The organism is Nocardia sp. NRRL S-836 (genome assembly GCF_001279525.1).
In the GTDB taxonomy this organism is placed as follows: domain Bacteria; phylum Actinomycetota; class Actinomycetes; order Mycobacteriales; family Pseudonocardiaceae; genus Lentzea.
Genome location: NZ_LGDY01000105.1, coordinates 1 through 25,268, shown reverse-complemented (window position 1 = coordinate 25,268; position 25,268 = coordinate 1). Strand labels below are relative to the sequence as shown.

Annotated in this window: 27 protein-coding genes; 15 read left to right on the top strand and 12 right to left on the bottom strand. The window is 71.5% G+C overall.

What is annotated here, in order from left to right:
* Nucleotides 1-3: 3 nt before the first annotated feature.
* From ADL03_RS23575 to ADL03_RS23550, 6 genes are read left to right on the top strand one after another with little or no spacing between them, the layout of a single operon-like run.
* The gene (locus ADL03_RS23575) at nucleotides 4-900 is read left to right on the top strand and encodes a UbiA family prenyltransferase (protein ID WP_053735709.1); all 897 of its coding nucleotides are present in this window, start codon (nucleotides 4-6) and stop codon (nucleotides 898-900) included.
* Nucleotides 897-1,727 carry an arylamine N-acetyltransferase gene (locus tag ADL03_RS23570; protein WP_053735708.1) on the top strand — a complete coding sequence of 277 codons (831 nt, stop codon included), beginning with the start codon at nucleotides 897-899 and terminating at the stop codon, nucleotides 1,725-1,727. Before ADL03_RS23575 ends, ADL03_RS23570 begins: the two co-directional genes overlap by 4 nt.
* Complete coding sequence (gene pabB / locus ADL03_RS23565) at nucleotides 1,724-3,736, top strand: aminodeoxychorismate synthase component I (RefSeq protein WP_053735707.1); 2,013 nt, start codon at nucleotides 1,724-1,726, stop codon at nucleotides 3,734-3,736. The genes ADL03_RS23570 and pabB (ADL03_RS23565) overlap by 4 nt, the downstream gene beginning before the upstream one ends.
* 21 nt (nucleotides 3,737-3,757) lie before the next feature.
* Nucleotides 3,758-4,684, top strand: a complete 927-nt coding sequence (locus ADL03_RS23560) for a diiron oxygenase (RefSeq protein ID WP_053735706.1) — start codon at nucleotides 3,758-3,760, stop codon at nucleotides 4,682-4,684.
* A 44-nt stretch (nucleotides 4,685-4,728) separates the two neighbouring features.
* On the top strand, nucleotides 4,729-6,825 hold the full coding sequence (gene pabB, locus ADL03_RS23555; protein ID WP_369809007.1) for an aminodeoxychorismate synthase component I: 2,097 nt from the start codon (nucleotides 4,729-4,731) through the stop codon (nucleotides 6,823-6,825).
* Nucleotides 6,826-6,868: 43 nt separating this feature from the next.
* Nucleotides 6,869-7,810: a 4-hydroxy-3-methylbut-2-enyl diphosphate reductase gene (locus tag ADL03_RS23550; protein ID WP_053735704.1), complete on the top strand. Its 942-nt coding sequence runs from the start codon at nucleotides 6,869-6,871 to the stop codon at nucleotides 7,808-7,810.
* A 15-nt stretch (nucleotides 7,811-7,825) separates the two neighbouring features.
* Here ADL03_RS23550 and ADL03_RS23545 read toward each other — a convergent pair whose 3' ends face one another.
* On the bottom strand, nucleotides 7,826-9,022 hold the full coding sequence (locus ADL03_RS23545) for a hypothetical protein (RefSeq protein WP_053735703.1): 1,197 nt from the start codon (nucleotides 9,020-9,022) through the stop codon (nucleotides 7,826-7,828).
* Nucleotides 9,023-9,093: 71 nt separating this feature from the next.
* A complete protein-coding gene (locus ADL03_RS23540; protein WP_053735702.1) occupies nucleotides 9,094-9,981 on the bottom strand; it encodes a LysR substrate-binding domain-containing protein in 888 nt (295 codons plus the stop codon).
* A gap of 77 nt (nucleotides 9,982-10,058) precedes the next feature.
* On the opposite strand from ADL03_RS23540, the gene ADL03_RS23535 reads away from it, so the two are divergent.
* The 3 genes from ADL03_RS23535 to ADL03_RS23525 are packed head-to-tail and all read left to right on the top strand — an operon-like array spanning nucleotide 10,059 to nucleotide 12,680.
* On the top strand, nucleotides 10,059-11,270 hold the full coding sequence (locus ADL03_RS23535; RefSeq protein WP_053735701.1) for an acetyl-CoA C-acetyltransferase: 1,212 nt from the start codon (nucleotides 10,059-10,061) through the stop codon (nucleotides 11,268-11,270).
* Complete coding sequence (locus ADL03_RS23530) at nucleotides 11,267-12,040, top strand: CoA transferase subunit A (RefSeq protein ID WP_053735700.1); 774 nt, start codon at nucleotides 11,267-11,269, stop codon at nucleotides 12,038-12,040. Before ADL03_RS23535 ends, ADL03_RS23530 begins: the two co-directional genes overlap by 4 nt.
* 1 nt (nucleotide 12,041) lies before the next feature.
* A complete protein-coding gene (locus ADL03_RS23525; protein WP_053735699.1) occupies nucleotides 12,042-12,680 on the top strand; it encodes a CoA transferase subunit B in 639 nt (212 codons plus the stop codon).
* Between the two features lie 21 nt (nucleotides 12,681-12,701).
* On the opposite strand, the gene ADL03_RS23520 is transcribed toward ADL03_RS23525, so the two are convergent.
* The 8 genes from ADL03_RS23520 to ADL03_RS23485 all read right to left on the bottom strand — a co-directional run bounded on the left by ADL03_RS23520 (nucleotide 12,702) and on the right by ADL03_RS23485 (nucleotide 20,011).
* Complete coding sequence (locus tag ADL03_RS23520) at nucleotides 12,702-13,199, bottom strand: glutathione peroxidase (RefSeq protein ID WP_053735760.1); 498 nt, start codon at nucleotides 13,197-13,199, stop codon at nucleotides 12,702-12,704.
* 27 nt (nucleotides 13,200-13,226) lie between these two features.
* Nucleotides 13,227-14,456 carry a PP2C family protein-serine/threonine phosphatase gene (locus ADL03_RS23515; RefSeq protein WP_053735698.1) on the bottom strand — a complete coding sequence of 410 codons (1,230 nt, stop codon included), beginning with the start codon at nucleotides 14,454-14,456 and terminating at the stop codon, nucleotides 13,227-13,229.
* Between the two features lie 102 nt (nucleotides 14,457-14,558).
* Nucleotides 14,559-15,194 (bottom strand): hypothetical protein, encoded by a 636-nt coding sequence (locus tag ADL03_RS23510; RefSeq protein WP_053735697.1) that lies wholly within the window; start codon nucleotides 15,192-15,194, stop codon nucleotides 14,559-14,561.
* Nucleotides 15,195-15,432: 238 nt separating this feature from the next.
* A complete protein-coding gene (locus ADL03_RS23505; protein WP_053735696.1) occupies nucleotides 15,433-16,653 on the bottom strand; it encodes a helix-turn-helix domain-containing protein in 1,221 nt (406 codons plus the stop codon).
* 120 nt (nucleotides 16,654-16,773) lie between these two features.
* Nucleotides 16,774-17,592 (bottom strand): alpha/beta hydrolase, encoded by an 819-nt coding sequence (locus ADL03_RS23500; RefSeq protein WP_053735695.1) that lies wholly within the window; start codon nucleotides 17,590-17,592, stop codon nucleotides 16,774-16,776.
* Between the two features lie 191 nt (nucleotides 17,593-17,783).
* Nucleotides 17,784-18,674 carry a helix-turn-helix transcriptional regulator gene (locus tag ADL03_RS23495; protein WP_053735694.1) on the bottom strand — a complete coding sequence of 297 codons (891 nt, stop codon included), beginning with the start codon at nucleotides 18,672-18,674 and terminating at the stop codon, nucleotides 17,784-17,786.
* An 84-nt stretch (nucleotides 18,675-18,758) separates the two neighbouring features.
* Nucleotides 18,759-19,562, bottom strand: a complete 804-nt coding sequence (locus ADL03_RS23490; protein WP_053735693.1) for an SDR family oxidoreductase — start codon at nucleotides 19,560-19,562, stop codon at nucleotides 18,759-18,761.
* A gap of 197 nt (nucleotides 19,563-19,759) precedes the next feature.
* Nucleotides 19,760-20,011: a hypothetical protein gene (locus ADL03_RS23485; protein ID WP_053735692.1), complete on the bottom strand. Its 252-nt coding sequence runs from the start codon at nucleotides 20,009-20,011 to the stop codon at nucleotides 19,760-19,762.
* A gap of 62 nt (nucleotides 20,012-20,073) precedes the next feature.
* Between ADL03_RS23485 and ADL03_RS23480 the strand changes: the two genes are divergently transcribed.
* Nucleotides 20,074-20,700 (top strand): TetR/AcrR family transcriptional regulator, encoded by a 627-nt coding sequence (locus ADL03_RS23480; RefSeq protein WP_053735759.1) that lies wholly within the window; start codon nucleotides 20,074-20,076, stop codon nucleotides 20,698-20,700.
* Here ADL03_RS23480 and ADL03_RS23475 read toward each other — a convergent pair.
* Nucleotides 20,689-21,549, bottom strand: a complete 861-nt coding sequence (locus ADL03_RS23475) for a LysR family transcriptional regulator (RefSeq protein ID WP_053735691.1) — start codon at nucleotides 21,547-21,549, stop codon at nucleotides 20,689-20,691. The genes ADL03_RS23480 and ADL03_RS23475 overlap by 12 nt on opposite strands.
* An 82-nt stretch (nucleotides 21,550-21,631) precedes the next feature.
* Between ADL03_RS23475 and ADL03_RS23470 the strand changes: the two genes are divergently transcribed.
* Nucleotides 21,632-22,354, top strand: a complete 723-nt coding sequence (locus tag ADL03_RS23470) for an SDR family oxidoreductase (RefSeq protein ID WP_053735690.1) — start codon at nucleotides 21,632-21,634, stop codon at nucleotides 22,352-22,354.
* Nucleotides 22,355-22,357: 3 nt separating this feature from the next.
* Here ADL03_RS23470 and ADL03_RS23465 read toward each other — a convergent pair whose 3' ends face one another.
* The gene (locus ADL03_RS23465; protein ID WP_053735689.1) at nucleotides 22,358-22,780 is read right to left on the bottom strand and encodes a MarR family winged helix-turn-helix transcriptional regulator; all 423 of its coding nucleotides are present in this window, start codon (nucleotides 22,778-22,780) and stop codon (nucleotides 22,358-22,360) included.
* Nucleotides 22,781-22,883: 103 nt separating this feature from the next.
* On the opposite strand from ADL03_RS23465, the gene ADL03_RS23460 reads away from it, so the two are divergent.
* The 4 genes from ADL03_RS23460 to ADL03_RS48610 all read left to right on the top strand — a co-directional run.
* A complete protein-coding gene (locus ADL03_RS23460) occupies nucleotides 22,884-23,624 on the top strand; it encodes an alpha/beta fold hydrolase (RefSeq protein ID WP_053735758.1) in 741 nt (246 codons plus the stop codon).
* A gap of 51 nt (nucleotides 23,625-23,675) precedes the next feature.
* A complete protein-coding gene (locus tag ADL03_RS23455; RefSeq protein WP_053735688.1) occupies nucleotides 23,676-24,344 on the top strand; it encodes a hypothetical protein in 669 nt (222 codons plus the stop codon).
* Between the two features lie 265 nt (nucleotides 24,345-24,609).
* Complete coding sequence (locus ADL03_RS48615) at nucleotides 24,610-24,855, top strand: hypothetical protein (protein WP_053735687.1); 246 nt, start codon at nucleotides 24,610-24,612, stop codon at nucleotides 24,853-24,855.
* A gap of 8 nt (nucleotides 24,856-24,863) precedes the next feature.
* The coding region (locus ADL03_RS48610; RefSeq protein ID WP_197288585.1) for a PPE domain-containing protein at nucleotides 24,864-25,268 on the top strand (405 nt) is incomplete at its 3' end.

The window sequence follows — 25,268 nt, the reverse complement described above, 5'->3', positions numbered from 1 at the left end:
CTGATGCTGCACAAGATATCCGCGGACGTCGTCACGAAGAGCCCGGACCCGGTCCGCCCGTACCTGCTGCTGATGCGGCTGGACCGGCCCACCGGGTACGTGCTCTACCTGCTGCCCGGTCTGTGGGCCGTCGTCTTCGCCGCGGGCAACCGGCCGGACCTGCTGTCGGTGGCGGCCGTCGCCGTCGCCGCGGTGCTGATCCGCGGCTTCGCCTGCGCGAGCAACGACGTGACCGACCGGGAGATCGACGCCCGCGTCGCCCGCACCGTGGGGCGGCCGGTCGCGGCGGGCACGATCAGCGTCCGCAACGGGATCCTCTGGGGTGCCGCACAGGCCCTGGTGGCCCTGCTGGTCCTCGCGGTCGCGAACGTCCAGACCGCGCTGGTCGCACTGGCCACGTACCCGTTGATCGTCGCGTACCCGTTCATGAAGCGCTTCTTCTTCTGGCCCTCGGGGTTCCTGGGGCTGGTGATGAGCACCTACGTGTTCGTCGGCTGGACGGCGGCGACCGGGAACACCGACTACCCGCCCGCGGTGTACGGCCTGTACGCCGCCGGGACGTTCTGGACCATGGTCCACGACGCCATCTACTCCCACCAGGACAAGGAGTACGACCGGCAGATCGGGGTCAGGTCCTCCGCGCTGCTGTTCGGCAAGGCGACCAAGGCGTGGCTCTCGCTCTTCGTCGTGCTCAGCGTCGCCGGCGTGCTGTGGGCCGGTTCGCTGACGTCGATCGGGTGGGCGTTCTACGTGGTCGTCCTGCTGGCCGCGCTCTACCTGGCCTATCTGCTCTTCCGGGTGGACCTGGACGACCCGAAGGCGTGCTGGGACACCTTCGTCGCCAACACCAACTACGGCTGGATCGTCCTGGCCGCCGTGATCGCCGGGCAGTTCACATGAGCGGTTCGATGTGGCAGGGAGCTGCCGTCGACCTGGACGCCTACCTGGCCCGCGTGGGCCACGAGGGCGACGTGGCCGCGGACCTCGACACGTTGCGGCGCCTGCACACCGCCCACGTCGGCGCGATCCCCTTCGACAACCTCGACCCGCTGCTCGGGCGCACGGAGGTGCCGCTGGACCTGGACAGCGTCCAGGAGAAGGTCCTGCGGCAGGGGCGCGGCGGCTGGTGCCTGGAGCAGGTCGTGCTGATGGCAGCCGTGCTGGACCGCATCGGGTTCACGTTCACGGCGTTCGCCGGACGGACCCGGATCCGCACCGGGAGCAGGTTCGGCCCGGCACTGCACGTGGCGCTGCTCGTCGACCTGGACGGCGAGAAGTGGCTGCACGACGTGAGTTTCGGTGCCCACGGACTGCACGAGCCGATCCGGTTCGCGGAGAACGCGCGGCTGGACGGCCCCTGGTCGTTCGACCTCGTGCGCGAGCCGACCGGTGAGCACGTGCTGCGGCTGCTGCGGCCGGAGGGGCCGGCGGAGCTGTACGGCTTCACCACGGACGTGCGCTACCCGTCGGACTTCGAGCTCCTCAACCACTTCTGCCTCACCCACCCGCGTTCGCCGTTCAACCACCGGATGGTGCTGCAGCGCACGCGGCCCGACGTGCGGCACCTCCTCGTCGGCAACGTGCTCACCGAACTGCGGCCGGGAGTCCCGGCGGCGGTCCGCGAGCTCGACGAGGCGGAGACGCTGGCCGCTCCCGAGGACATCTTCGGGATCACGCTGAAACCGGACGACGTCCAGATCCTCGGGAAGACCCTGGCCGGCCCATGACGCGCACCCTGCTGGTGGACAACTACGACTCCTACACCTTCAACCTGTTCCAGCTGATCGCCGAGATCAACGGACGGGAGCCGGTGGTCGTGGTCAACGACGACCCGGCGCTGCCGGACCTGTGGCGGGAGGGCTTCGACAACATCGTCGTCTCCCCCGGTCCTGGCCGGCCGCAGAACTCACGCGACATCGGTCTCGTCGGGGAGCTGTTGCGCCGCACGACGTTGCCGGTGCTCGGGGTCTGCCTCGGGCACCAGATCATCGGGCACCTCGCGGGCGCGACCGTGGCCGCCGCGCCCGAGCCGCGCCACGGTCACCTCGCGAAGGTCTCCCACGACGGGGACCCGTTGTTCGCCGGGGTGCCGAGCGAGTTCGTCGCGGTCCGGTACCACTCGCTCTGCGTGCGCGAGCCGCTGCCGGAGGAGCTCGTGCCGATCGCGTGGGCGGACGACGGCGTGCTGATGGCGTTGCGGCACCGGGATCTTCCGCAGTGGGGCGTGCAGTTCCACCCCGAGTCGGTCGCCTCCGGGTACGGCAGGGAGATCCTGCGCAACTTCGCCGAGCTGACCCGCCGGGGCGGCGCGTCCGGGGAGCTGGAGATCGTCAGCGCCGCCGTGCCGACGACCGCCGACGCCGAGACCGTCTTCCTGGAGCTGTTCGGCGAGTCCACCCACTGCTTCTGGCTCGACAGCAGCCGGGTCGAGGAGGGGCTGTCCCGGTTCTCGTTCCTGGGCGACGTGTCCGGGCCGCACAGCGAGGTCGTGACCTACCGCTCCGGCAGCGGGGTCGTGCGGGTGCGCGACGCCGCCGGGGTCCGTGACGTTCCCGGCAGCGTGTTCGACTACCTGGAGCAGCGGCTGAGCGAGCGGCGGATCCCCGACACGTCACTGCCGTTCGACCTGACCGGCGGCTACGTCGGCTACTTCGGGTACGAGCTGAAGGAGGAGTGCGGTGCCGCGGCCGTCCACAGCGCCGAAACCCCGGACGCCGCCTGGATGTTCGCCGACCGGATCGTCGCTTTCGACCACCAGGAGGGCTTGACCCACCTCGTCGCCGTGCACGCCCCGGCGACCCGGCAGGACGCGCTGGACTGGGTGGACCGGACCACGACCGTCCTCTCCGGACTGCGGCGGAGGGACGACGAGCCCGCGGACGAACCGTGCGCGCCGCCCGACGCCTCGCGGTTCCTGGTCCGCGACCGGGACGCCTACCTGGCCGACATCGAGGAGTGCCAGCGGCAGCTGCGGCTGGGCGAGAGCTACGAGATCTGCCTGACGAACAAGCTGCACCTGCCGTTCCACGACGACGACACGGCGTTCTACCGGCGGCTGCGGCGGGCGAACCCGGCGCCGTACGCCGCGTTGCTGCGCCTCGGTGACATCTCGGTGTTCTGCTCCTCGCCGGAACGGTTCCTGCGCGTCGAACGCGACCGCACGGTCACCAGCAAGCCGATCAAGGGCACCGCCCCGCGGGACGCCGATCCCGTGCGGGACGCCGAGATCGCCGCCACCCTCGCGTCCAGCGCCAAGACGCAGGCCGAGAACCTGATGATCGTCGACCTGCTGCGCAACGACCTGGGGCGGGTGTGCGAGGTGGGCAGCATCTCCGTCGACCCGTACCTTGCCGTCGAGAGCTACCAGACCGTGCACCAGCTGGTCTCCACCGTCCACGGCCGCCTCAAGGACGGGGTCGGCGCGATGGACTGCGTGCGGCAGTGCTTCCCCGGCGGCTCGATGACCGGGGCGCCGAAGCTGCGCACCATGGAGATCATCGACGGGCTGGAGACGGAGGCCAGGGGCGTGTACTCCGGCGCGCTCGGCTACTTCGGCCTGTCCGGCGGCGCCGACCTCAACATCGTGATCCGCACGGCGGTGCGCGTCGGTGACCGGCTGAGCATCGGTGCGGGCGGAGCGATCGTGCTCGACTCCGACGCCGGCGACGAGTACGAGGAGATGCTGCTCAAGGCGGCCGCGTCGCTGCGCGCCTGGCGTGCGCCGTCCCCCCGCTGAACGACTGAAGGAGGTTTTCCGATGCCCGGCACCCCGACCCGTGAAGAGGCCGACTACGAGCGCGACCTGCTGGTGCAGCTGAACCGCCGCTGGGCCAGGCGGGTGGCCGTCAAGAAGGACGAGCTCGACCTGGACGGGCACTTCGACGCGCGCCTGCCGGACTTCCCGGAACACCTCGTGCCGGTGCTCGCCCTGCCCGGCGCCGAACGGCTCGACCGAGACGCCCGCGAGCGGATCCTGTCCGCGGCGTGGATCGCCTACAACGCCAAGACGGCCGCCATCGAGGACGAGATCATCCTGCCGGCCTGCTCGCTGATGCTGCACGGCAACATCCCCGTCCGCCGGGATGACGCCGCTGTCGAGGCGCTGCACCAGACGATGCTCGACGAGCACTACCACATCCTCATGTGCCACAACGCCGTCGGCGTCACGCGGCGACGCAGGGACATGGCGGACGTGCGGTTCGCACCGGACGTCTGGTCGGTGGTGCGGGGACTGGCCGCGGCGCGCACCGGGCTGTCCGGCTTCGACCGCGACATCGTCGACATCGCGTTCTCGCTGGCCGCGGAGACGACGATCAGCGGGTTCCTCTCGACGCTGTCGACGGCCCAGGACATCCAGCCGATGAACCGCATCACCACCGACCTGCACCGGCGGGACGAGAGCGGCCACGCGGTGGTGTTCCGCGAGCTGTGCGGCTCGCTCTACCGGAGCCTGGACAGCGCGCAGCAGACGATGTTCCGCGAGGCGCTCGTCAGCGGCCTGACCGCGTTCCGCTCCGCCGACCTGGAGCCGTGGGTGACCGTTGCGGCGCAAGGCGGTTTCGAGATCGGCGTGGACCAGCTGCGCGAGTGGGCGGCGGCACGGCCGGTGCCGAAGCGGGACAACGGACCGTTGCAGCTGCTGCTCGACGACCTGGGGATCAGCCACGACCTCCTCGGGACCTGAGCCCGGCAGAAACGACCACCCCCAGGCGCCCACCGAAGCTGGTGATGAAACCGATGCGCGTGCTGCTCGTCGACAACTACGACTCCTACACCTACAACCTGTACCAGCTGCTGGCGCAGGTGTACGGCGTCGCGCCCGTGGTCGTGCGGAACGACGCCGCGGACTGGGAGCACCTCGGCCTCGACGGCTTCGACGCCGCGGTCATCTCGCCGGGGCCCGGCCATCCGGCCGTCGCCCGCGACTTCGGCCGGTCCCGCGACGTGCTGGAGCACAGCGGGTTGCCGGTGCTGGGCGTGTGCCTGGGCCACCAGGGCATGGGGCTGCTGGCGGACGCGCGGATCACGCCCGCCCCGCAGCCGCGGCACGGGCACCTGACCACGGTGCGGCACACCGGCGACGGGCTCTTCGCGGGGCTGCCGCAGGACTTCACCGCCGTGCGGTACCACTCGCTGAGCATCGCCGAGCCCGTTCCCGCGCACCTGGAGGTCACCGCGCGGGCCGAGGACGGCGTCGTGATGGGCCTGGCGCACCGCGAGCGTCCGTGGTGGGGCGTGCAGTTCCACCCCGAGTCGATCTGCACGGAGCACGGCGCCCGGCTCGTGGCGAACTTCCGCGACCTGGCCCTGGCCTCGGGTGCACGCCGGTCCGTCAGTGGGCCCAGCCACGCGGTCAACAGCACCGCACGGTCCACTGTGCACGGCCGGGGTGCGCCGCTGCGGGCGCACATCCGGATGCTGGACAAGGCCGTCGGCACCGAGGCTGCCTTCCAGACCCTGTTCGGCGCGAGCCGGCGGTCGTTCTGGCTCGACAGCGCGCACGTCGAACCGGGACTGGCCCGCTTCTCGTTCCTGGGCGCCGCGGACGCGCCGGGCGCCGAGCTGCTCACCTACCGGGTGGAGGACGGGCACGTCGTCGTGGCACCCGCGGGCGGCACTGCGCGGTTCGAGAGCGGCACCATCTTCGAGGCCCTCGACCGCCGCACCGGCCGCGTGGTCGACGGCACCGAGGAGCTGCCGTTCGACCTCGCCGGCGGCTACGTCGGCTACTTCGGGTACGAGCTGAAAGCCGACTGCGGTGCCCGCCGCGTCCACCGGTCCGGCACCCCGGACGCCGTGTGGGTGCAGGCCGACCGCTTCATCGCCGTCGACCACGCCGAGAACCGCACCTACGTCGTCGCCGTGTGCGAGCAACAGGACCTGGCCGCGGCCAAGGAGTGGACCGGCACGACCGTCCGCGTGCTGGCCGACCTGCCCACCGCGGCACCGGACACCGCCGCCGCACCGCGGGCCGAACACCACGAGGTGACCGGCCTGCTGGTCCGGTCACGGGCGCAGTACCTCGCCGACATCGCCGAGTGCGACCGGCTGCTGCGCGAGGGCGTGAGCTACGAGATCTGCCTGACCAACACGCTCCGCCTGCCCGCACCGGCCGACGACTTCGCGTACTACCAACGCCTCCGGCGGCTCAACCCGGCTCCGTACGGGGCTTTTCTGCGGTTGGGCGACGTCACGGTGCTCAGCTCCTCGCCGGAGCGGTTCCTCAAGGTCGACGCCGCCCGCACGGTGGAGACCAAGCCGATCAAGGGCACCGCGCCCCGCCACCCCGACCCGCGCACCGACGACGAGCGGCGGCGCTCGTTGCAGATGGACCCCAAGACCCGCGCGGAGAACCTGATGATCGTGGACCTGCTGCGCAACGACCTCGGGAGCGTCTGCGAGGTCGGCAGCGTCACCGTGCCATCGTTGATGGCGACCGAGTCCTTCGCGACCGTGCACCAGCTGGTCTCCACGGTCACCGGCACGCTGCGCGCCGGCACGTCCGCGGTGGACGCGGTGCGGGCGTGCTTCCCCGGCGGTTCCATGACGGGGGCGCCGAAGCTGCGCACCATGGAGATCATCGACGCGCTGGAGACCGAGGCGCGCGGCGTCTACTCCGGGGCGATCGGTTTCCTGTCGCGCAACGGAACGGCCGACCTCAGCATCACCATCCGCACCGCGGTGAGCCACGACGGCGAGCTGACCATCGGGGCGGGCGGCGCCATCGTGCTCGACTCCGACCCCGCCGCCGAGTACGACGAGATGCTGCTCAAGGCGCAGGCCACCCTGCGCGCGCTGCCGAAGGCGAAGGTGCCCGGCTCCTGAGGCCTGGTCACCACCGAACCCACCCCAGTCGGAAGGCCCCCTGATGACGGACCACCCGCCACGCTCGGTGCTGCTCGCATCGCCCAGGTCGTTCTGCGCCGGGGTGGAACGCGCCATCGAGATCGTGGAACGACTGCTCGACCAGCGCGGCGGCCCCATCTACGTGCGCAAGCAGATCGTGCACAACATCCACGTCGTGCGGTCGCTGGAAGCCCGTGGCGCCGTGTTCGTGGAGGAGCTCTCCGAGGTACCGCCCGGTGCCACCGCGGTCTTCTCCGCGCACGGCGTCTCCCCCGCCGTGCGCGAGGAGGCCGGTGACCGCTCGCTGGAGGTGATCGACGCGACCTGCCCGCTGGTGGCCAAGGTGCACGCGGAGGCACGGCGGTTCGCCGACCGCGGCGACACGATCGTCCTCATCGGACACGCGGGTCATGAGGAAGTGGACGGCACGCTGGGAGAAGCGCCCGAGCGGATGGTGCTCGTGGAGACCGCCGCGGACGTCGAGGCGCTGGAGGTCACCGGGCCGGTGTCCTACCTGACGCAGACGACACTGGCCGTGGACGAGACCGCCGAGGTGGTGGAAGCGTTGCGGCGCAAGTTCCCGCAGCTGCGCGGGCCCGGTTCCGACGACATCTGCTACGCCACCACGAACCGGCAGATCGCGATCCGCGACGTGGCGGCGCGGTCCGACCTGGTCCTGGTGGTGGGGTCGAAGAACTCGTCCAACTCGGTGCGCATGGTCGAGCTGGCGGCCCGCGGTGGCACGCCGGCGTACCTGATCGACGACGCGTCGGAGATCGACCCGGCGTGGCTGGAGGGCGTGTCCGCGGTGGGGGTGTCGGCCGGTGCATCGGCTCCGCCGGAGCTGGTCGACGAGGTGGTTGCCGCACTGCGGGAGCGGGGTGCCGTCAGCGTGTCGACGCACACCACCGCGACCGAGACCATCTCGTTCACCATGCCGTCGGCGGTGCGCCGGGCCGACTGACCGCGCACCCGATGGTCAGAGCGGGCCGGTGGGGCGCCGACCGGCGGTCAGCTCCTCGACCTGCTCGGCGGTGAACGGCGGGCCGAGCAGGTCGGCGCGCACGGCGTGGCAGCGGAACATGTCGGCGATGTAGTGCATCCGGTCCGGCAGGTCGGCCCAGTCCCGCGCGGCGGTGTCGCGCACGCTGTCGGGCGTCGGGTCGACCTGGGCCAGCAACGCCAGCAGGTCCGGGTCGGCCAGCTCGGTGAGCAGCGGCGGGAACGTGGCGGGCAGGTCGTCGCTCAGGTCGAGCACCTCGCCACCGGGCAGCGCCAGCGTCATCAGGTGCCGGGTCACCGCACGCCGGACCACCGCACGTGCCTGGTCGGCGAGCTGTTCGGTGGCGATGCGCACGGCGGTGCGCCGGCCGAGCACGAACAGCAACGCCTTGCGCAGCCAGCGGACCACCGCGTTGCCGGGCAGCAGCAGGTCGAACAGCCGCTGTTCGAGCTCGCGGGGGTGGACCACGGGCGCCTGCATCGCGGCGGCGATCTCCGGCTGCAGCCGGGTCTGCTCGTGCAGGCCGACCTCGATGTTGGCCAGCAGCAACAGTTCCGCGCGCTGCTTGGCGTCGCCGGTGGTCATCGCCCGGTGGTAGCGGCCGAAGGCCTGGCGGAGGTAGCGCTGCCCCTCCGGCGGCTCACCGGGCCGCAGCGAGTCGCGGAACTCCCCGATCGGCTCGTCCGCACCGCCGGTGAACGCGGCGAGGAACCGGGCGAACTCCCGTGCGACCTCCTCGAAGACCTTGAGGTTGCCCCGTGCCGCGGCGGCGCTGACGTCGTCGAGCCGCGCGGTCGCCAGCACGGCCTGCCGCACCACCCCGTGGGCGTGCTCCAGCACCTCCTGCGGAACACCCCGCCGCAGCCCGCGCACCACGAGGTCGACCCCGGCGGCCACCTCGGGCGAGGACCTGAGCAGCCGCTCGACCGTGCGCGCGAGGTCCTCCTGCCGGATGGACTGCCCCACCTGCCTGGACGCCCACACCGCGAAGGTGCACCAGTTCGCGGCCCCGCCGGTGCGCGCGGCCAGTGCCCGCGACAGCCGGTGGTAGCAGTGGGTGATCTGCAGGTTGCGGACGACCGGGTCGGCGTGGGCGGAGATCCACTCGACCTCACCGACCGCCGGTGCGCTGTCCTCGCCGAGCACGTGCGCGTCCGCACCGGTCTGAGTCATCGAGCTGACCTTCCTCCCAGGGGCCTACACCTCCTGGATCGTCCGCCGGGCGGAGAACGTGACGGTCCGGTTCAGCGCTGCCGCGTCAGCTCGTCGAGCACCGCGAGCGCCCGCGTGAGAACGGGTGAGTCGTCGTCCGCGCGCACGGCGGCCGCGAGGTCGATGCGGTGGTCGCCGGTCAGCGGGCGGTAGACCGTCCCGGTCACGCCGAGCTCCGCCACCGGTTCGGGCACCACCGCCACGCCGAGTCCGGAGGCCACGAACGTGACCAGCGTCGAGGTCTCCTCGACCTCGTGCCGGACCCGCGGTTCGAACCCGGCCGCACGGCACAGCCGCGACACCACGTCGTGCATCACCGAACGGCCGCGGGAGGCGTGCACGACGAGGTCCTCCTCCCGCAGGTCCGCGATCCTCAACCGGCGGCGCCGGGCGAGCCGGTGGTCCTGCGGCAGCGCGACGATGAGCCGGTCGCGGCGCACCGTGCTCAGCCGCACGGACGGGTGCTCGACCGGCGGCCGCAGCAGCGCGAGGTCGATCCGGCGGGCGAGCAGGGCCTCGACCTGGTCGGGCGCCAGCATCTCGCCGCGGAAGGCGAAGTCGACCTCCGGCAGCTCCTCGCGCAGGGTGCGGGCGAGAGCGGGCAGCAGGCTGTAGGTGGCCGACCCGACGCAGCCGACCACCAGGCGGCCCTCCAGACCGGCGGCCACCCGGCGGGCCTCGGCTCCGGCGTCGTCCACGGCGGCGAGCACGGCCCGTGCGCGCTCCAGGTAGACGGTGCCGGCGCGGGTGAGCTCGACCCTGCGGGTGGTGCGGTGCAGCAGGGTGACCCCGAGCTCGGCCTCCAGCTGCTGGATCTGCTGGGACAGCGGCGGTTGCGCCATGTGCAGGCGTTCCGCGGCACGGCCGAAGTGGCGTTCCTCGGCGACCGAGACGAAGTAGCGCAGATGGCGGAGTTCCACCCATTGATACTCGCAGAGTCTCAATGGTCGTGAAATGAGTATTTCCAGATATCAGCCTGAGGACCTAGCGTCGGGGCATGACCGACGTCGTGATCTGCGAGCCCGTCCGGACCCCGGTCGGGCGGTTCGGCGGTGCGCTGGCCCCGCTGGGTGCCACCGACCTGGCCGCCACCGTGCTGAAGGAGCTCCTCCGCCGCACCGGGCTGGGCGAGGGCGACGTGGACGACGTCGTCCTCGGGCAGTGCTACCCCAACGGCGAGTCGCCCGCGATCGGCCGGATCGCCGCGCTCGACGCGGGCCTGGGCGTGGGCGTGCCCGGTGCGCAGGTCGACCGCCGGTGCGGGTCCGGGTTGCAGGCCGTGCTCTACGCGGCCGGGCAGGTCGCGACCGGTGCGGCACGGGTCGTGGTCGCCGGTGGCGCCGAGTCGATGTCGCAGGTGGAGCACTACGCGCTCGGGCTGCGCACCGGCGTGCGGGGCGGCAACATCGAGCTGATGGACCGGTTGGTGCGGGCACGGGAGACGGCGGGCGGCCGGTTCCACCCGGTGCCCGGCGGCATGCTGGAGACCGCGGAGAACCTGCGGCGCGAGTACGGCATCTCCCGCGAGGAGCAGGACGAGCTCGCGGTGCGCTCCCAGCAGCGGTGGGGCGCGGCGCAGGAGGCCGGCCGGTTCGCCGACGAGCTCGTGCCGGTGACCGTGCCGGGCCGCAAGGGTGACGTTGTCGTCGACCGCGACGAGCACCCCCGGCCCGAGACGACGATCGAGGACCTGGCGGCGTTGCGGCCGGTGCGCGTGAAGATCGACCCGGAGTCGACCGTCACCGCGGGCAACGCCAGCGGGCAGAACGACGGCGCCGCGCTGTGCGTGGTCACCACCCTCGCCGAAGCGGAGCGGCGCGGGCTGCGGCCCCTGCTGCGGCTGCGGTCGTGGGCCGTGGCCGGAGTGGGCCCCGAGGTCATGGGCATCGGCCCGGTGCCGGCCGCGGCCGCCGCGCTCGACCGCGCCGGGCTCACCCTCGACGACCTGGACGTCATCGAGCTCAACGAGGCGTTCGCCGCGCAGGTGCTGGCCTGCCTGCGCGAGTGGAAGATCGACCCGGCCGACGAGCGGCTCAACCCCAACGGGTCCGGCATCTCGCTCGGCCACCCCGTCGGTGCCACCGGTGCGCGCATCCTCGCCACGCTCGCCCACGAGATGCGGCGCCGCGACAGCCGCTACGGCCTGGAGACGATGTGCATCGGCGGCGGACAGGGGCTCGCCGCGGTGTTCGAGGCGGTGCGGTCGTGAGCCTGGACAAGGTGGTCGCGAGCCCGGCCGAGGCGGTCGCGGGGGTCCGGTCCGGCGCGAGCATCGCGGTCGGCGGCTTCGGACTCGCGGGCATCCCGTGGTTCCTGATCGAGGCGTTGCTGGAGCAGGGCGCCGACGACCTCACGATCGTGTCCAACAACTGCGGCGTGGACGGCGCCGGTCTCGGGCTGCTGCTCGACCACCGCCGGATCAGCCGCGTGATCGCGTCCTACGTCGGCGAGAACAAGGAGTTCGCCCGGCAGTACCTCTCCGGCGAGCTGACGGTCGAGCTCACTCCACAGGGGACACTCGCGGAACGGTTGCGGGCGGGCGGTTCCGGCGTCGGCGCGTTCTACACCCCGACCGGTGTCGGCACGCTGGTGTCCGAGGGCGGGCTGCCGTGGCGCTACCACCCCGACGGCACGGTCGCGGTCGTCTCGCCGCCGAAGGAGGTCAGGACGTTCCACGGCAGGGAGATGGTGCTGGAGGAGTCGATCGTGACCGACGTGGCGCTGGTGCGGGCCGCGGTCGCCGACCGCGCGGGCAACTGCGTCTTCCACGCCGCCGCGCGCAACTTCAACCCCGCCGTCGCGATGGCGGGCCGGTTCACGGTGGTCGAGGCCGAACGGGTCGTCGACACCGGTGAGATCGACCCCGACCACGTGCACCTGCCGGGCGTGTTCGTGCAGAACGTCGTCGCGCTCACGCCGGAGCAGGCCGCGCGCAAGGACATCGAGAAGCGCACCACCCGCGTCCGGGAGGCGGACTGACATGGCCTGGACCCGCGACGAGATGGCCGCCCGCGCCGCGCTCGAACTGCGCGACGGCGAGTACGTCAACCTCGGCATCGGCCTGCCCACCCTGATCCCCGGCCACCTGCCGCCCGACTCGACCGTGACGCTGCACGCCGAGAACGGCATCCTCGGCGTCGGCCCGTTCCCCTACGACGACGAGGTCGACCCCGACCTGATCAACGCGGGCAAGCAGACCGTGAGCGTGCTGCCGGGCGCGTCGTTCTTCGACTCCCCCACCAGCTTCGCGATGATCCGCGGCGGCCACATCGACACCGCCGTGCTGGGCGGCATGCAGGTCTCCGCGCACGGCGACCTCGCGAACTGGATGGTGCCCGGCGCGATGGTGAAGGGCATGGGCGGCGCCATGGACCTCGTCAGCGGCGCCGGGCGCGTGATCGTCCTGATGGAGCACACCACGCGCACCGGCGAGCCGAAGCTGGTCGAGTCGTGCTCGCTGCCGCTGACCGGGCGCCGGGTCGTGGCCCGCGTGATCACCGACCTGGCCGTGCTCGACGTCGCCGACGGGGCGTTCCACCTCGTGGAGCCGGCTCCGGGGGTCTCGGCGGAGGAGGTCGTGGCGAAGACCGGTGCTCCGGTGGTGGACCGGCGACCGTGACCTCGTGGTGGCCGCGTTGGGTCAGGCCTGACGCCGGTCGAGCGCCGACTCGATGGCCGAGGTGACCACCTCGGCCTCGGGCTCGGTGGCCGGCCGGAACCGGGCGAGCACCTCGCCGTCACCGGACACGAGGAACTTCTCGAAGTTCCACTGCACGTCACCGGCCTGGCCGTCGGCGTCGGCGTGCCCGGTCAGCGCCTCGTAGACGGGGTGGCGGCCGGCGCCGTTCACGTCGACCTTCTCGCACATCGGGAACGACACGCCGTACGTGGCCGAGCAGAACGTCGCGATCTCCTCGGACGTGCCGGGCTCCTGGCCGCCGAACTGGTTGCACGGGAAGCCCACCACGCTGAACCCGCGGTCGGCGTACTTGCCCTGCAGCCGCTCCAGGCCCGCGTACTGCGGCGTCAGCCCGCACCTCGACGCGACGTTGACGACGAGCAGCACCTCGCCCTTCAGCGGACCGAGGGCGTCGGGCGCTCCGGAGAGCGTGGAAACGGGGATCTCGAAGATGCTCACCACGCCAACCTACTTGGCGTGCCGGCCTCAGCCGTCGTGCCGGTCGCCCGGCTGCCCGTGCCGGATCGCCACCAGCGCGACGTCGTCGGTGGCCGGCTGGTCCCCGACCAGCGCGGCCATGACCTGGATGCACACCGCCTCCGGTTCCATCGGCGTGACCGCGCCGCGCAGCCGTTCCAGCCCGGCGTCGAGGTCCTGCCCGCGGCGTTCCACGAGACCGTCGGTGTAGAGCACGACCAGCGCCCCCGGCGGCAGCTCGACGGTGGTGCTCCTGCGCCCGCTGCTGGCGAGGTTGAATCCGACCGGCGGGTCGACGCGGACATCGGCGAACCGGGCCGCCTCACCGGGCACCGCGAGCACCGGCGGCAGGTGCCCGGCCACGGCGAGGGTCATGCGGTGACCCGCCGTGTCGACGACCGCGTAGGCGACGGTGGCCATGGTGTCGTGCTCGAAGTGGTTGGCCTTGCGGTCGAGCATGTCGAGCACGACAGCGGGATCGGCGTGTTCGAGCGCATACGCGCGCAACGCGCTGCGCAACCGCCCCATGACGACGGCGGCCCGCAACCCGTTGCCGACGACGTCCCCGATCACCACCCCCATCCGCCCGCCGGGCAGGTCGAACACGTCGTACCAGTCCCCGCCGACGCCGCTCTCCGCGCCGGGGACGTACCGGGCCGCCAGCTCCCACCCCGCCGTGCTCGGCAGCTGCGAGGGCAGCAGACTCTCCTGCAACATCGCGGCCGCGGCCCGTTCGGACCGCGTGCGGTCCACGTACACCGCCACCGCCAGCCGGTCCGCGACCAGCTGCAACGCCTCGATCTCCTCCTCGGTGAACCAGCGCGCCGTGGTGCTGCCGACGTGCAAAACCCCGGTCAGCTCCCCCTCGGCGATCATGGGCACCCCGAGCAGCACCTCCAGCCCGTGCTCCCACAGCAACGGGTTGACCACGGTGGACTCGTCGACCTGTTCGAGCTGCAACGGCGCCCGCGACTCCGCCACCCGCCCCGCGAACCCCTTGCCGACCGGCACCCGCACCCCCTGGAAGACCTCCTCCTCCAGACCGGCGGTGGCCCTCGCCACCAGCAGCGTGCCGCTGCGGTCCACGAGCAGGACGGTGGCGGTGTCGACCGCGAGCAGCTCACGGACCCGTTCCAGCAGCACCGCCAGGAGGTGGTCGAGGTCGAGCTCCTTGAGCGCCCCGTCCGTGACCGCGTCGAGGACACGCAGACGGAACGGCGAGCTCCCGGCCCCAGCCATGTCACCTCCCGTAACCACCGTGCGCACGCTACGTCCGACCGGCATGATCGGCAAAGGGTGCCACAGGCTGGTTGGGGTCGTGGTGAACCTACTCCGCGGAGGTCACCGCCGTGGGGCTGCGTCGTGCTGTTCAGCGAGTTCCGTCAGCGGGACGACCGTGCAGCCGCGGAGTTCGCGGACCAAAGCCGAGGCGACCACCCAGCGGGTGTCCGGGTCGTCGTAGGCGAAGTTCGACCCCTCGACCGCGACAGGCCCGGACACGCCCTTGCGGTAGAGCGTTCCACGGACTCCGGCGACCTCGAACCGACGGACGCGGAAAGCCGCGGCTCCCCGCCTGAGTGCCGGGCACAACCGCAGGGAGAGGACAACGCACCGCACGCAGACAGGCGGCTCGGTGCAGGCCATGCCGTCGGGCCAGTCCGGCCAGTCGCCCCGGTAGTCCCGCAGCAGCCACAGCACGCCGTCGTCGTTCCGGTCGGCGGGCCCAGCGCAGACCTGGCACAGGAGCTTGCGCATGGCGCGCCGTTGCCTGAGCGGATGCACCCTGCCGAACTCCGGCTTGCCCACGCCGTGGCGCAGGGCCGGCCGCTGCCACAACACGCCGCGTGCGTCCCGGTCGCCGACGAGCTCGTCCCCGTAGCCGACGCCGTGACCGGGACGCTCCACCACGCGCGAGGGGATCTGCTGCTCGGCGCTCCACGCGGTGATGTACGGGGCGATGATGTGGTTCTCCCGCACACGACCAGGTGCCGGCCCGTTCGTCGCGGTGAATGCAGGTATCACGCAGTCGCTTCCTCAGGTTGCCGTCGATGAGAGGCGCCCAGGCGCCTATGCACGAATATGACGGCCTTCCGAGCAGGTCAGAAGTGACAGCGATTCAGAGCGCGCGCGAACGAGCAAATGCCCTAGGACGGGGTGCCCTACTCCACCAACGCTTCGCCGTCCGCTGGTACAGCGTGTCCTTGCGCAGACGTTGCTACAGGTCGATGTCCAGCCGATCGGCCAGCCGCAGGAGCGGCGTCTGCTTGCGGCGCGCGCGCTCGGCCAGCTCGTGCACCGTCTGGCGGCTGAGGGTGTGGTAGCGCATCCATTCCGGCGCGATGCGTTCCGCCGCGAGGAGCTGTGCGGTAGCGGCTTCGTCCTGGTCGAGCTCGCTGTGCGCTATGGCCAGGTCGAGCAGGTGCCTCGCACGGAACGTGGGCGACACCCAACCGTTGGCGGGCACCGACTTGGCCAGCTCCAGCGCGTACTCGAAGCGTTCGCTCTCCACCGCCGCGTTCACGGCCGCGATGGCGGCGTTGGTCGGCCCGAACGGTGTGGCGTAGATGTTGTGGTCGCTGCCGACCCGTGCCGCAGCCGCGCGGGCCAGGCTCATGTGCTCTTCCGAGCGTTCGACCTGCTTGTTGCGCACAGCCGCGCTGCCTGCCCGGAGCATCAAGATCCCCCACACCGCCAGCCGCTCCGCCGAGTCGCGCAGGAAGTCCGGCCTGAGCTGTTCGGCCTTGCGCAACGCGGCCGTTTCGGCGTCGGCCAGTCGTCCCTGCTTGAAGAACACCCATGACAGGGCCGAGACGTTCATCGCCTGCAACAGCTCGTCACCGGAGCGCTCCGCGGCTTCCTGGGCACGGATGAGGCCGATGTAGCCGATGTCCGGCTTGCCGAGTGCGGTCAACATCGTCGAGGCGATCTGGATGACCTCGGACAGCAGTCCGTAGGCGGTCACCTGGTCGTCACCGTCCAGCTCACGCACCGCTGCGCGCGCCTCGGCCATGAGACCGGGCAGCATGACGCCGAGCTGCGCGAACGAACCGTGCTGGCGGATGGACTCCGCGTGGGCGAGGGCCAGGCGGAGTCCATCGACCGAGGGCGGCTCGTCGTTGAAGACCTCTTCGTCCGCCAGCCCTGGGAAGTAGGACAGCGAGGTCAGCTCATCGCGGATGGCCAGAATGCCGACGGACTCCTCGTCGACCATCGGCTCGATGGTGCTGGTCTGCCCCAGGAGCTGCGGCACGTCGACGTCCAGCGCACGGGCGATGCGGGTCAACGAACTCATGCTGGCCGTGTGCCGGATCTCCTGTTCCAGCTTGCGCACCAGGTCAACGCTGACCTCGGCCTTCTCCGCCAGCTGCTCCTGGGTGAGCTGGCGGCGCTTGCGGGCGCGCTTGACACGCAGGCCAAGGCTTTGGTCGCTGGTCATGGAGCCCATCCACCTCCCGCTACCGGTGAAACCGAGAGCCAGCACCAGGATACGCACCTCCTGACCTCGCCAAATGGGTGACGCGGGGGTGGGACGTGGTGTCCTGGCCGATGCGCTGGCTCAGACAGCAACCCAGTCGCACACCGTCTTGATGACTGACCCTTGCCAGGCCTGGCTTTGTGGATCGGCGTACGCCGGGTCGTCGTGCACGGCGAAGCCGTGCTGCGCCCCCTCGACTTCCACCAACCGGTGCTCCCCGCGGAGTTGCCGGTCTGCCCGCCTCGACACCTCCACCGGAACGAACGTGTCACGTGTTCCGTGGACGAGCAGCGTCGGCGCGGTGATCCTGTCCAGCACGTCGAGCGGCCGAATCCAGAACACCTCGTTGAGAAATGCACGGCCGTGCTTGACCGTGGGCGAGTGCGCGATGAAGCCCTGTTCGGCGAGCTGCGCGGCCATTTCGTCGTTCAGGCGGTCGCCATCCCAGTACGGCTTCTGCTCGATGTAGCGGTTCCTGTAGTCGAGCTGGGGGTTGAGCAGCACGAGGCGGTCCAGCTCGGCCGGCCGCGTCCCGGCGTAGTAGGCGGCGAGGCCACCGCCGAAACTGGTCCCGAGCAGGCTGGCCCGCGTGGCACCGGTTGTCTCACGGATGTGTTGCAGCGCCACGGAAACGTCGTTGAGGTGGCCCGCCAGCGTGGTGTCCTGCTGTGGCCCGTCGCTCTCGCCGTGGCCCCGGAGGTCGTAGCGGAGTGCGGCCACGCCCGCCTCGGCGAGACCGGTTGCCAGCCTGGTGAAGAAGCCGCCTTCGTCGCGGGTGACGCCACCGCCGTGGACCAGCACGATGGCGTGGTCGGTGGGCATGTCCGGCGTGACGAGTGTTCCGCGCAGGTGGAGGCCGTCGAGGGTGCGGATGGTGGTCTCGATGCTGCTGACGGACATCCCGGCTCCCGCGTGTTGACGATGACGCCATGATCGCAGGAACCGGCGCTGAGCTGCGGATCGTGGGGGCGGCCGGCACCTGATTCAGATCTGCCCGGAAGTTGCCGCTGCTCGCGGAAAGGTTTCCGCCGAACCCGAGAATTCTCTGACCAATGCGTGGCAGCCCCGTCCAGCCCCGAGGGGTCCGAACGTCAGCGGAGTGCTTGGACCTCGGTCGCCGGCCTGTCCCGTCCCGCCGCCCACGACGCCAGCAGGGCCAGACCGTCCGCGGCCGGCGTGTCCGCGGCAGCGGTGTAGACGTTGAGGAGCAGGCCGGGGTCGGCGGGCAGGTCCATCGACTCGACGTCCAGGTCGAGCCGGCCCACCACGGGGTGGTGCAGCCGCTTGCGGCCGGACCGGTGGAGCCGGACGTCCCGGGACGCCCACCGCTGCCGGAACAGCTCACTGCGGGTCGACAGCTCACCGACCAGGGCGATCAGCTCCTCGTCGTGCGGGTTGCGGCCGGCTTCCATGCGCAGCTTCGCGGCCACGTCGCAGACGATCCGGTCGTAGTCGACGAAGAACGTCCTCGCCGCCTCGGGTTCCAGGTACACGAACCGCGCGGTGTTCGCCGGCCGTCGCGGGTCGGCGAACACCGGTGAGTACAGCGCGCGGACGAGTGGGTTCACGGCCAGGACGTCATAACGGCCGTTGCAGATCCACGCCGGCGCATCAGTGATGGCGTCGAGCACCTGCTGAAGCGCCGGGCGCACCGTCACGGCGGGGCGCCGGCGGCGTGGACCGCCGGGCGCCCCGGACTGCCGCGCGAGGTGGAACAGGTGATCGCGCTCGGCCTCGTCCAGTTGCAGGGCGGACGCCAGCGCGTCCAGCACCCCGTCGGAGGCTCCGGCGAGGCTGCCGCGCTCCATGCGCACGTAGTAGTCGACCGACACGCCCGCGAGCAGGGCCACCTCTTCGCGGCGCAGGCCCTTGACCCGGCGGTTGCCGCCGTAGACGGGCAGTCCGGCCTGCTCGGGCGTGATCCGCGCACGACGTGAGCTCAGGAACTCCTTGATCTCGGTGCGCAGATCGAGCTTGGTCACGCCTTCACCCTAGGCCCGGTCCGCAGGCGGAGGGAGGCACTGCCAGTACCCCCGACGGAGCCGTTCGCGACCAGGCCTCGACGCTCAGGTGCCTGACGCGGTCGTGGCGATGCCGCCGTCCACCGGGATGACCGCACCCGTGAGGTAGGAACCGGCCCGGCTGGCGAGGAACACGGCGGTGCCCGCCATGTCGTCGTCGCGGCCGAGCCGGCGCAGAGGGGCCTTCGCCGCGATCGTGTCGCCGATGGCGTCGAGCGTGGCCGCCATCATCTGCGACGGGAACGGTCCCGGTGCCACCGCGTTCACCGTGATGTGCTCCGGGCCCAGTTCTCTCGCGAGCACTCGGGTGAGCTGGTGGAGTGCCGCTTTGCTGCCCGCGTAGGAGTAGTTGGGCGAGGCGGCGACGTGGATCGCGGCGATGCTGCCGATGTTGATGACCCGCGCCGGGTCATCGGCGGTGCCCGCCCTGCGCAGTGCCGGCAGCAGCGCCTGCACCAGCCAGAACGGCGACTTGAGGTTGAGGTCGAGCACGGTGTCCCAGGCCTCGTCCGGGAACGTCTCCAGGGGCTCGCGCCACATCGCTCCCGCGTTGTTGACGAGGACGTCCAGGCGGTCCGAGTCGGCCTGGACGAGGTCGGCGAGGCGCCGGCACTCGTCGTGCCTGGACAGGTCGGCGGGGATCGCCCGGACGTCGCCGAACTCGGACAGCAGGCGCTGTGCCTCGGCGCACGCGTCCGCCGTGCGTGAGCTGATGACGACACGGGCGCCCGCCTGGAGGAGGCCGCGCGCGATCATCATCCCGATGCCCCTGGTGCCACCGGTGACGAGGGCGTACTTCCCACTCAGGTCGAAAAGGCCCGGGTGGCTGGTGAATCGGCTGTCCGCCATTGGTCTCCGCACTTCTGAACTGGACTGACGCGGGTGCAGCCCGCTTGTCCGTGGAGTGGTTTGTCGGCGCTTTCGTTCAGGGCGCCTGGAACGAGGCTGGCAGGCGTTCCGGACGGCCGGGAGATCCTGGCGTTACAGGTACTGCGGGAGCCACCCTTGCCCGGTGCGCGTGGCCCTGCGCACCGGCTCGTCTCCGCTCAGGACCGCGGTCGGCGGCGGCGGCGTGGCAGCACGACCGGGTCGCCGGGCGCGGGGGCCTCGGCCTGCCGTTCGTCCTCGGCCCGGACCTCGATGTTCGTGCGGTGCGCGATCGGGTCCCAGATCTCCTCGAACGGTCCCATGAGCGACTGGCCGCTGCCGCTGCGGCGGGCCCTGAGGGCATACCAGACGAACCCGGCCAGGAAGAGCGGCAGGCTGAGAAACGCGGCCACGGAGGCCAGTAGCTCCATGCGACCGACCGTACAGTAACGTTGTGCACCCAGAAACGTTCTGTTACTGAATGGACGGGCCGATGACCCGGCTGACACGCGCCGAGCAGCAGCGGCGCACCCACGACCACCTGCTGGCGGCGGGACGGCAGGTGTTCCTGCGGCGCGGTTTCCTCGCGGCGACCGTGGAGGAGATCGCGGCCGACGCCGGCTACACCCGCGGCGCGGTCTACAAGCACTTCGGTGGCAAGGAAGGGCTGTGGCTGGCGATCGTCGAGGCCGACGCGGACACCCACCTGGCGGCACTGGGCGCCGCGCTCGGCACCGCCACCACTCGCGACGGCCTGATCGCCGTCCTGGCGGGCGTGAGCCCGGCCGACGAGGACGCCGCGCGGTGGAGCGCGGCGGCCGCGGAGGTGCTCGCCGCGACGGCGCAGCAACCCGAGGTCGCGAGCCTGGTCGCCGCCGTCCAGCAACGCCACGACGACGCGGTCGTCGCCCTGCTCACCGAGCACTCCCGGCGGCTGGGCCTGACGCCCGCGCTGCCGCTGCACCAGGCCGTCGTCATGCTCGGCGCGCTCGGCATCGGCCTCGCGCTGCGCCAGACCGTCGCACCGGCGCCTGACCCCGCCGCCATCGTCACCTACGTGCTGGGCACCGTGTTCCCGGCACAGCACCACTCGCCCGCCGGGGCCCGCTCACGAACCTGACCGCAGCCCCGCCGCCGTGCGGACGAACGACGCGACGGCCGGGGACCGGTTGCCCGGCTGCCACGCGAGCACCGTCGTGACGTCCGGCGCGTCGACCACCGGCACCGCGACGTGCTCCGGCCACTGCCAGGCCCGGCTGGACGCGGGGATGACGAGCAGCGTCCTGCCCAGCGCCACGAGCTGCGCGAGCTTCGACTGCGTGCGCACCTCGGGACCCGGTCCGTCCGGATAGGACCCGTCGAGCCGGGGCCAGCGGGCGATCGGCAGGTCCGGTACGTCGCTGACGTCGGCGAGCACGAGCTCGTCGCGTGCGGCGAGCGGGTGCGTGGCGGGCAGGATGGCGACCTGGCCCTCGACGGCGAGGTCCTCGGTGTCGAACCCGGCGAGGTCGTCGTAGGGGCGGTGCATGATCGCCACGTCCGCGCTCCCGTCGCGCAACAGCCCGGCCTGCTCGCCGACCTCGCACAGCAGCACCTCGACGGCGGGTGCGCCAGGTTCGCGCGCGACGGCGTCCAGCAGCCGCCGCAGCAGTTCGTGGGACGCGCCGGCCTTGGTCACGAGCACGAGCGGCCGTTGCCGGTCCCCCGCCTGCCGGGTGCGGCGTGCGGCGGCCGCGACCGCGTCGAGAGCGATCTTGGCTTCACGCAACAGAACCCGACCGGGTTCGGTGAGCGCCACCCCGCGCCGGTCACGGTCGAGGAGCCGGACGCCGAGCCGGTGCTCCAGCTGCCGGATCGCGCGGGACAGCGGCGGCTGGGCGATCCCGAGCCGGTCGGCGGCGCGGCCGAAGTGCAGTTCTTCCGCGACGGCAAGGAAATACCGGAGCTCGCGGGTTTCGAGATCGTGCACCCGTCCAGCCTACTCCCTGATACCCGTGCAGTATCACCGCGTACTGAACCGATCTTGGACACGGGCGCGAACGCGGCCGACCATGGCTGACGTGAACAAGAAGACCGCGCTGGTCACCGGCGCGAACAAGGGAATCGGCTACGCCATCGCGCAGGGCCTCGGGGCCATCGGCTTCACGATCGCGGTGGGCGCACGTGACACCACCCGGCGTGAGGAAGCCGTAGAACGGTTGCGCGCCAACGGCATCGACGCGTTCGGGGTCGCACTCGACGTCACCTCCGACGACAGCGCGGCCACGGCGGCCAAGACCATCGAGCAGACCACGGGACGACTCGACGTGCTGGTCAACAACGCGGGCATCGGCGGCCGGGTGGACGGCGGCGCGCAGATCCCGTCCACATTGGACCTCGACGTCGTGCGGACCGTGCTGGACACCAACGTGTTCGGCGTCGTGCGCGTGACGAACGCGATGCTCCCGCTGCTGCGCCGCGCGGAGTCGCCGCGCATCGTCAACATGTCGAGCAACATGGGCTCGCTGACCCTCCAGACCGGCCCCCAGCTCGCCGCGTACGCGCCGTCGAAGTCGATGCTCAACAGCATCACCGCGCAGTACGCCCGTGAGCTCGCCGGCACGAACGTCATCGTGAACGCCGCCTGCCCCGGCTACGTCGCGACCGACTTCACCGGCCACGCCGCGCCGCGCACGCCCGAGCAGGGCGCGGCGATCGCGATCCGGCTCGCCACCCTGCCCGACGACGGCCCGCGCGGCGGCTTCTTCGACGACGAGGGCGTCATCCCCTGGTAGTGCTCACCCGGCCGGGTCGGCACCGAGCGCGATGTCCAGCAGCTCACCGAGCTGGTCGAGCTGGGCCGCCGAGAGGTGCTGGAACGAGATCCCCACGACCTCGTCCACGAGCTCCTGCCCGGCCGCACGCAGCCGGCTTCCCTCCTCGGTGAGCCGGTGCCGCACCGCACGCCCCGGCCCCGGCGCCCGTTCGATGAGCCCACGCTCGGCCATCCGCGTGGCCAGCGACCCGAAGGACTGGTCGGTCTGGAACGTCAGCACCGCGAGGTCGTGCAGCGACGCATCGGGGTTGCGGTGCAGGTGCCGCAACGTGTCCCACTGCACCAGCGAGAGCCCGAGCGGGGCCAGCGCCTTGCTCAGCGCTCGGTGGTGGCGGTGTTGCAGGCGTTTGACGGCCAGGGCGACGTCGGCGGGGTGGTGCGGCATGGCGGTCAGCCTACCGCAGTGAGGTCAGGTTGCTTAGGTAAGGAAGCTGATATAAGGTTCCTTATATACCCGTCGAGTACTCCTGGAGCACACCGTGACCGTCATGATCAAGACCGGCTCCGTCGAACTGACCGTGCGGGAGCACGACCGCACCCGGACGTTCCTGCTCCTGCACGGCGGCGGTGGCGTGCCGACGATGGCCGGTTTCGCCGACCTGCTCGCCGGACGCACCCGCTCGCGCGTGCTGCTGCCCACCCACCCCGGTTTCTCCGGCACCCCGAAACCCGACGAGCTCGCCACCGTCACCGACCTGGCCCGCACCTACGTGGCCCTGCTCGACCAGCTCGACCTCACCGGCGTCACCGTGCTCGGCAACTCCTTCGGCGGCTGGCTGGCCGCCGAGATCGCGCTGCTGAACAGCCCGCGGGTCAGCAGCGCGGTGATTGTCGACGCGGTCGGCATCGAGGTCGCCGGACATCCGATCACCGACGTCCGCGGCCTTTCACTGCCGGAACTGCAGAAGCTGTCGTGGCACGACCCGGCCAAGGCCCCGCAACCACCGGCCACCGGCACCGGCCCGAGCCCGGACGTGCTGGCCCTGCTGAGCTACACCGGGCCTGCCATGTCCGACCCGACGCTGGCCGAGCGGCTCAGCCAGGTGCGCATTCCCGTCCACGTGATGTGGGGCGCGAGCGACGGCATCGCCGATTCGGCGTACGGCAAGGCTTTCGCCGCCGCGATCCCGGGGGCGACCTTCACCCTGCTGCCCGGCACCGGTCACCTGCCCCAGCTGGAGACGCCGGAGGACCTGCTCGCGGCACTGCTCGACCTCGACGGCGAGTGAGCACGCGCGTTCGGGATGTAACGAACCCGGTGGCCGTACCGACCTCCTGACGTGATCGGACCGGATCCCCGCCACCAGGACGTGACGCACAACCAGGTGCACTCCGACCGGCTCGACACCGCTTTCCGGGCGGGCCAGGTCCACGGCGACGCCCACGTCGGCACCACCACGGTCAACTCCCGCACCACCACGATCAGCCTGCCGGCCCTCGGCGTGGTCCTCGGCGCGGTGCTGACCCTGGTGCTGGGGCTCGTGGTGTGGAAGGTCGTCGCCACCGCCCACCCGCAGGCCTCGGTCCCGCCGATCGGTTCGACGGTGCGGACGTCACCGAAGACCAGTGCCCCACCGGATTCCACCCCGGTGCGCGAGGTGCGGCTGACCGGCAGGACCGGCGTCGACCTCGACGGCGACGAGACCGCGGCCCGGCGCGCGGACGGCGCCACCGGCGACACGGACCTCTACCTGACCGAGAACGCGCTGTTGTACGCCAACGGCAGCGGTTTCGCCGACGACCGGGGCAGCGAGCAGCAGGCGAGGGCACGGTGCACGGACGCCGTCGCGGGCGGGTACAACACGCCGTCCCCGATCCTCCCCCTCCTGGCGGGCACGCAGTACTGCTTCGCCACCTCGGACCGCAGGGTCGCGTGGTTGCGGGTCAAGAACTCGGACTGGGTCTCCTCCGGCGAGGTGGTCCTCGCCGTCCTGGTGTGGCAGCCCTGACTTCCTCGTTGGTCGGATCGACGTAACCTCCGTTGCGCCGTATGGATCATTTGGCGGTTGAACGAAACCGGGCGGGGAGCCGCTGCGTCATCCTGTGGAACGTTCACGACCACGCCGTCGTCCACCGCGAGACCCGGCCGCGCGTCCGTTCTGAGCCTGATCCTGTTGTTCCGAGGGGGGAACCGATGGCTGCCGGTGATTTCGGAGTCGGTGCCGACGCGCACGAGACGGCAGCGCACGTCACGCAGACCTCCGGAGGCAAGTGATGTCGAACCCCCTGGTGGTCAACCCCGACGCCGCGCCGTCGGGGTTCATGAACGCCGGAACCGGTGACAACGGCTGGGCCACGGGCATCTCCATCGCCGAGTCGGCGATGGACACGTTCAACGGCTTCAAGGACGGCAACTGGATCGAGGGCGGCCTCGGCATGCTCGGCCTCGCGGCCGACGCGGCCTCGATGGCCATCGACCCGTTCGGCACCCTGCGCTGTCGTCCGCGGCGTCGTTCCTGATGGAACACATGCAGCCGCTGAAGGAAGCCCTCGACTGGCTGGCCGGCAACCCGCCGGTGATCGAGTCGTACTCGGCGACGTGGAACAAGGTCGCCGAGGAGGTCGGCAAGGTCGCCACCGAGTACAAGTCCGCCGTCGACGCCACCTCCGCGTGGACCGGCCCGGCCGCCGACGCCTACCGCGCCGCGGCCGGCGGCCAGCTCGACGCGCTGTCCGGTGCCGCCTCCGCCGCGGGTTCCGTGGGGACCGTTGTCGGTGTGATGGGCATGGTCGTCGGTTTCGTGCGGGAGATGGTGCGCGACCTGATCGCCGATCTCGTCGGCAAGCTGATCACGTGGGTGCTGGAGGCCGTGTTCACGCTCGGCTTCGGCACGCCCGTGATCGTGGCGCAGGCCGTGACGGCGATCTCGAAG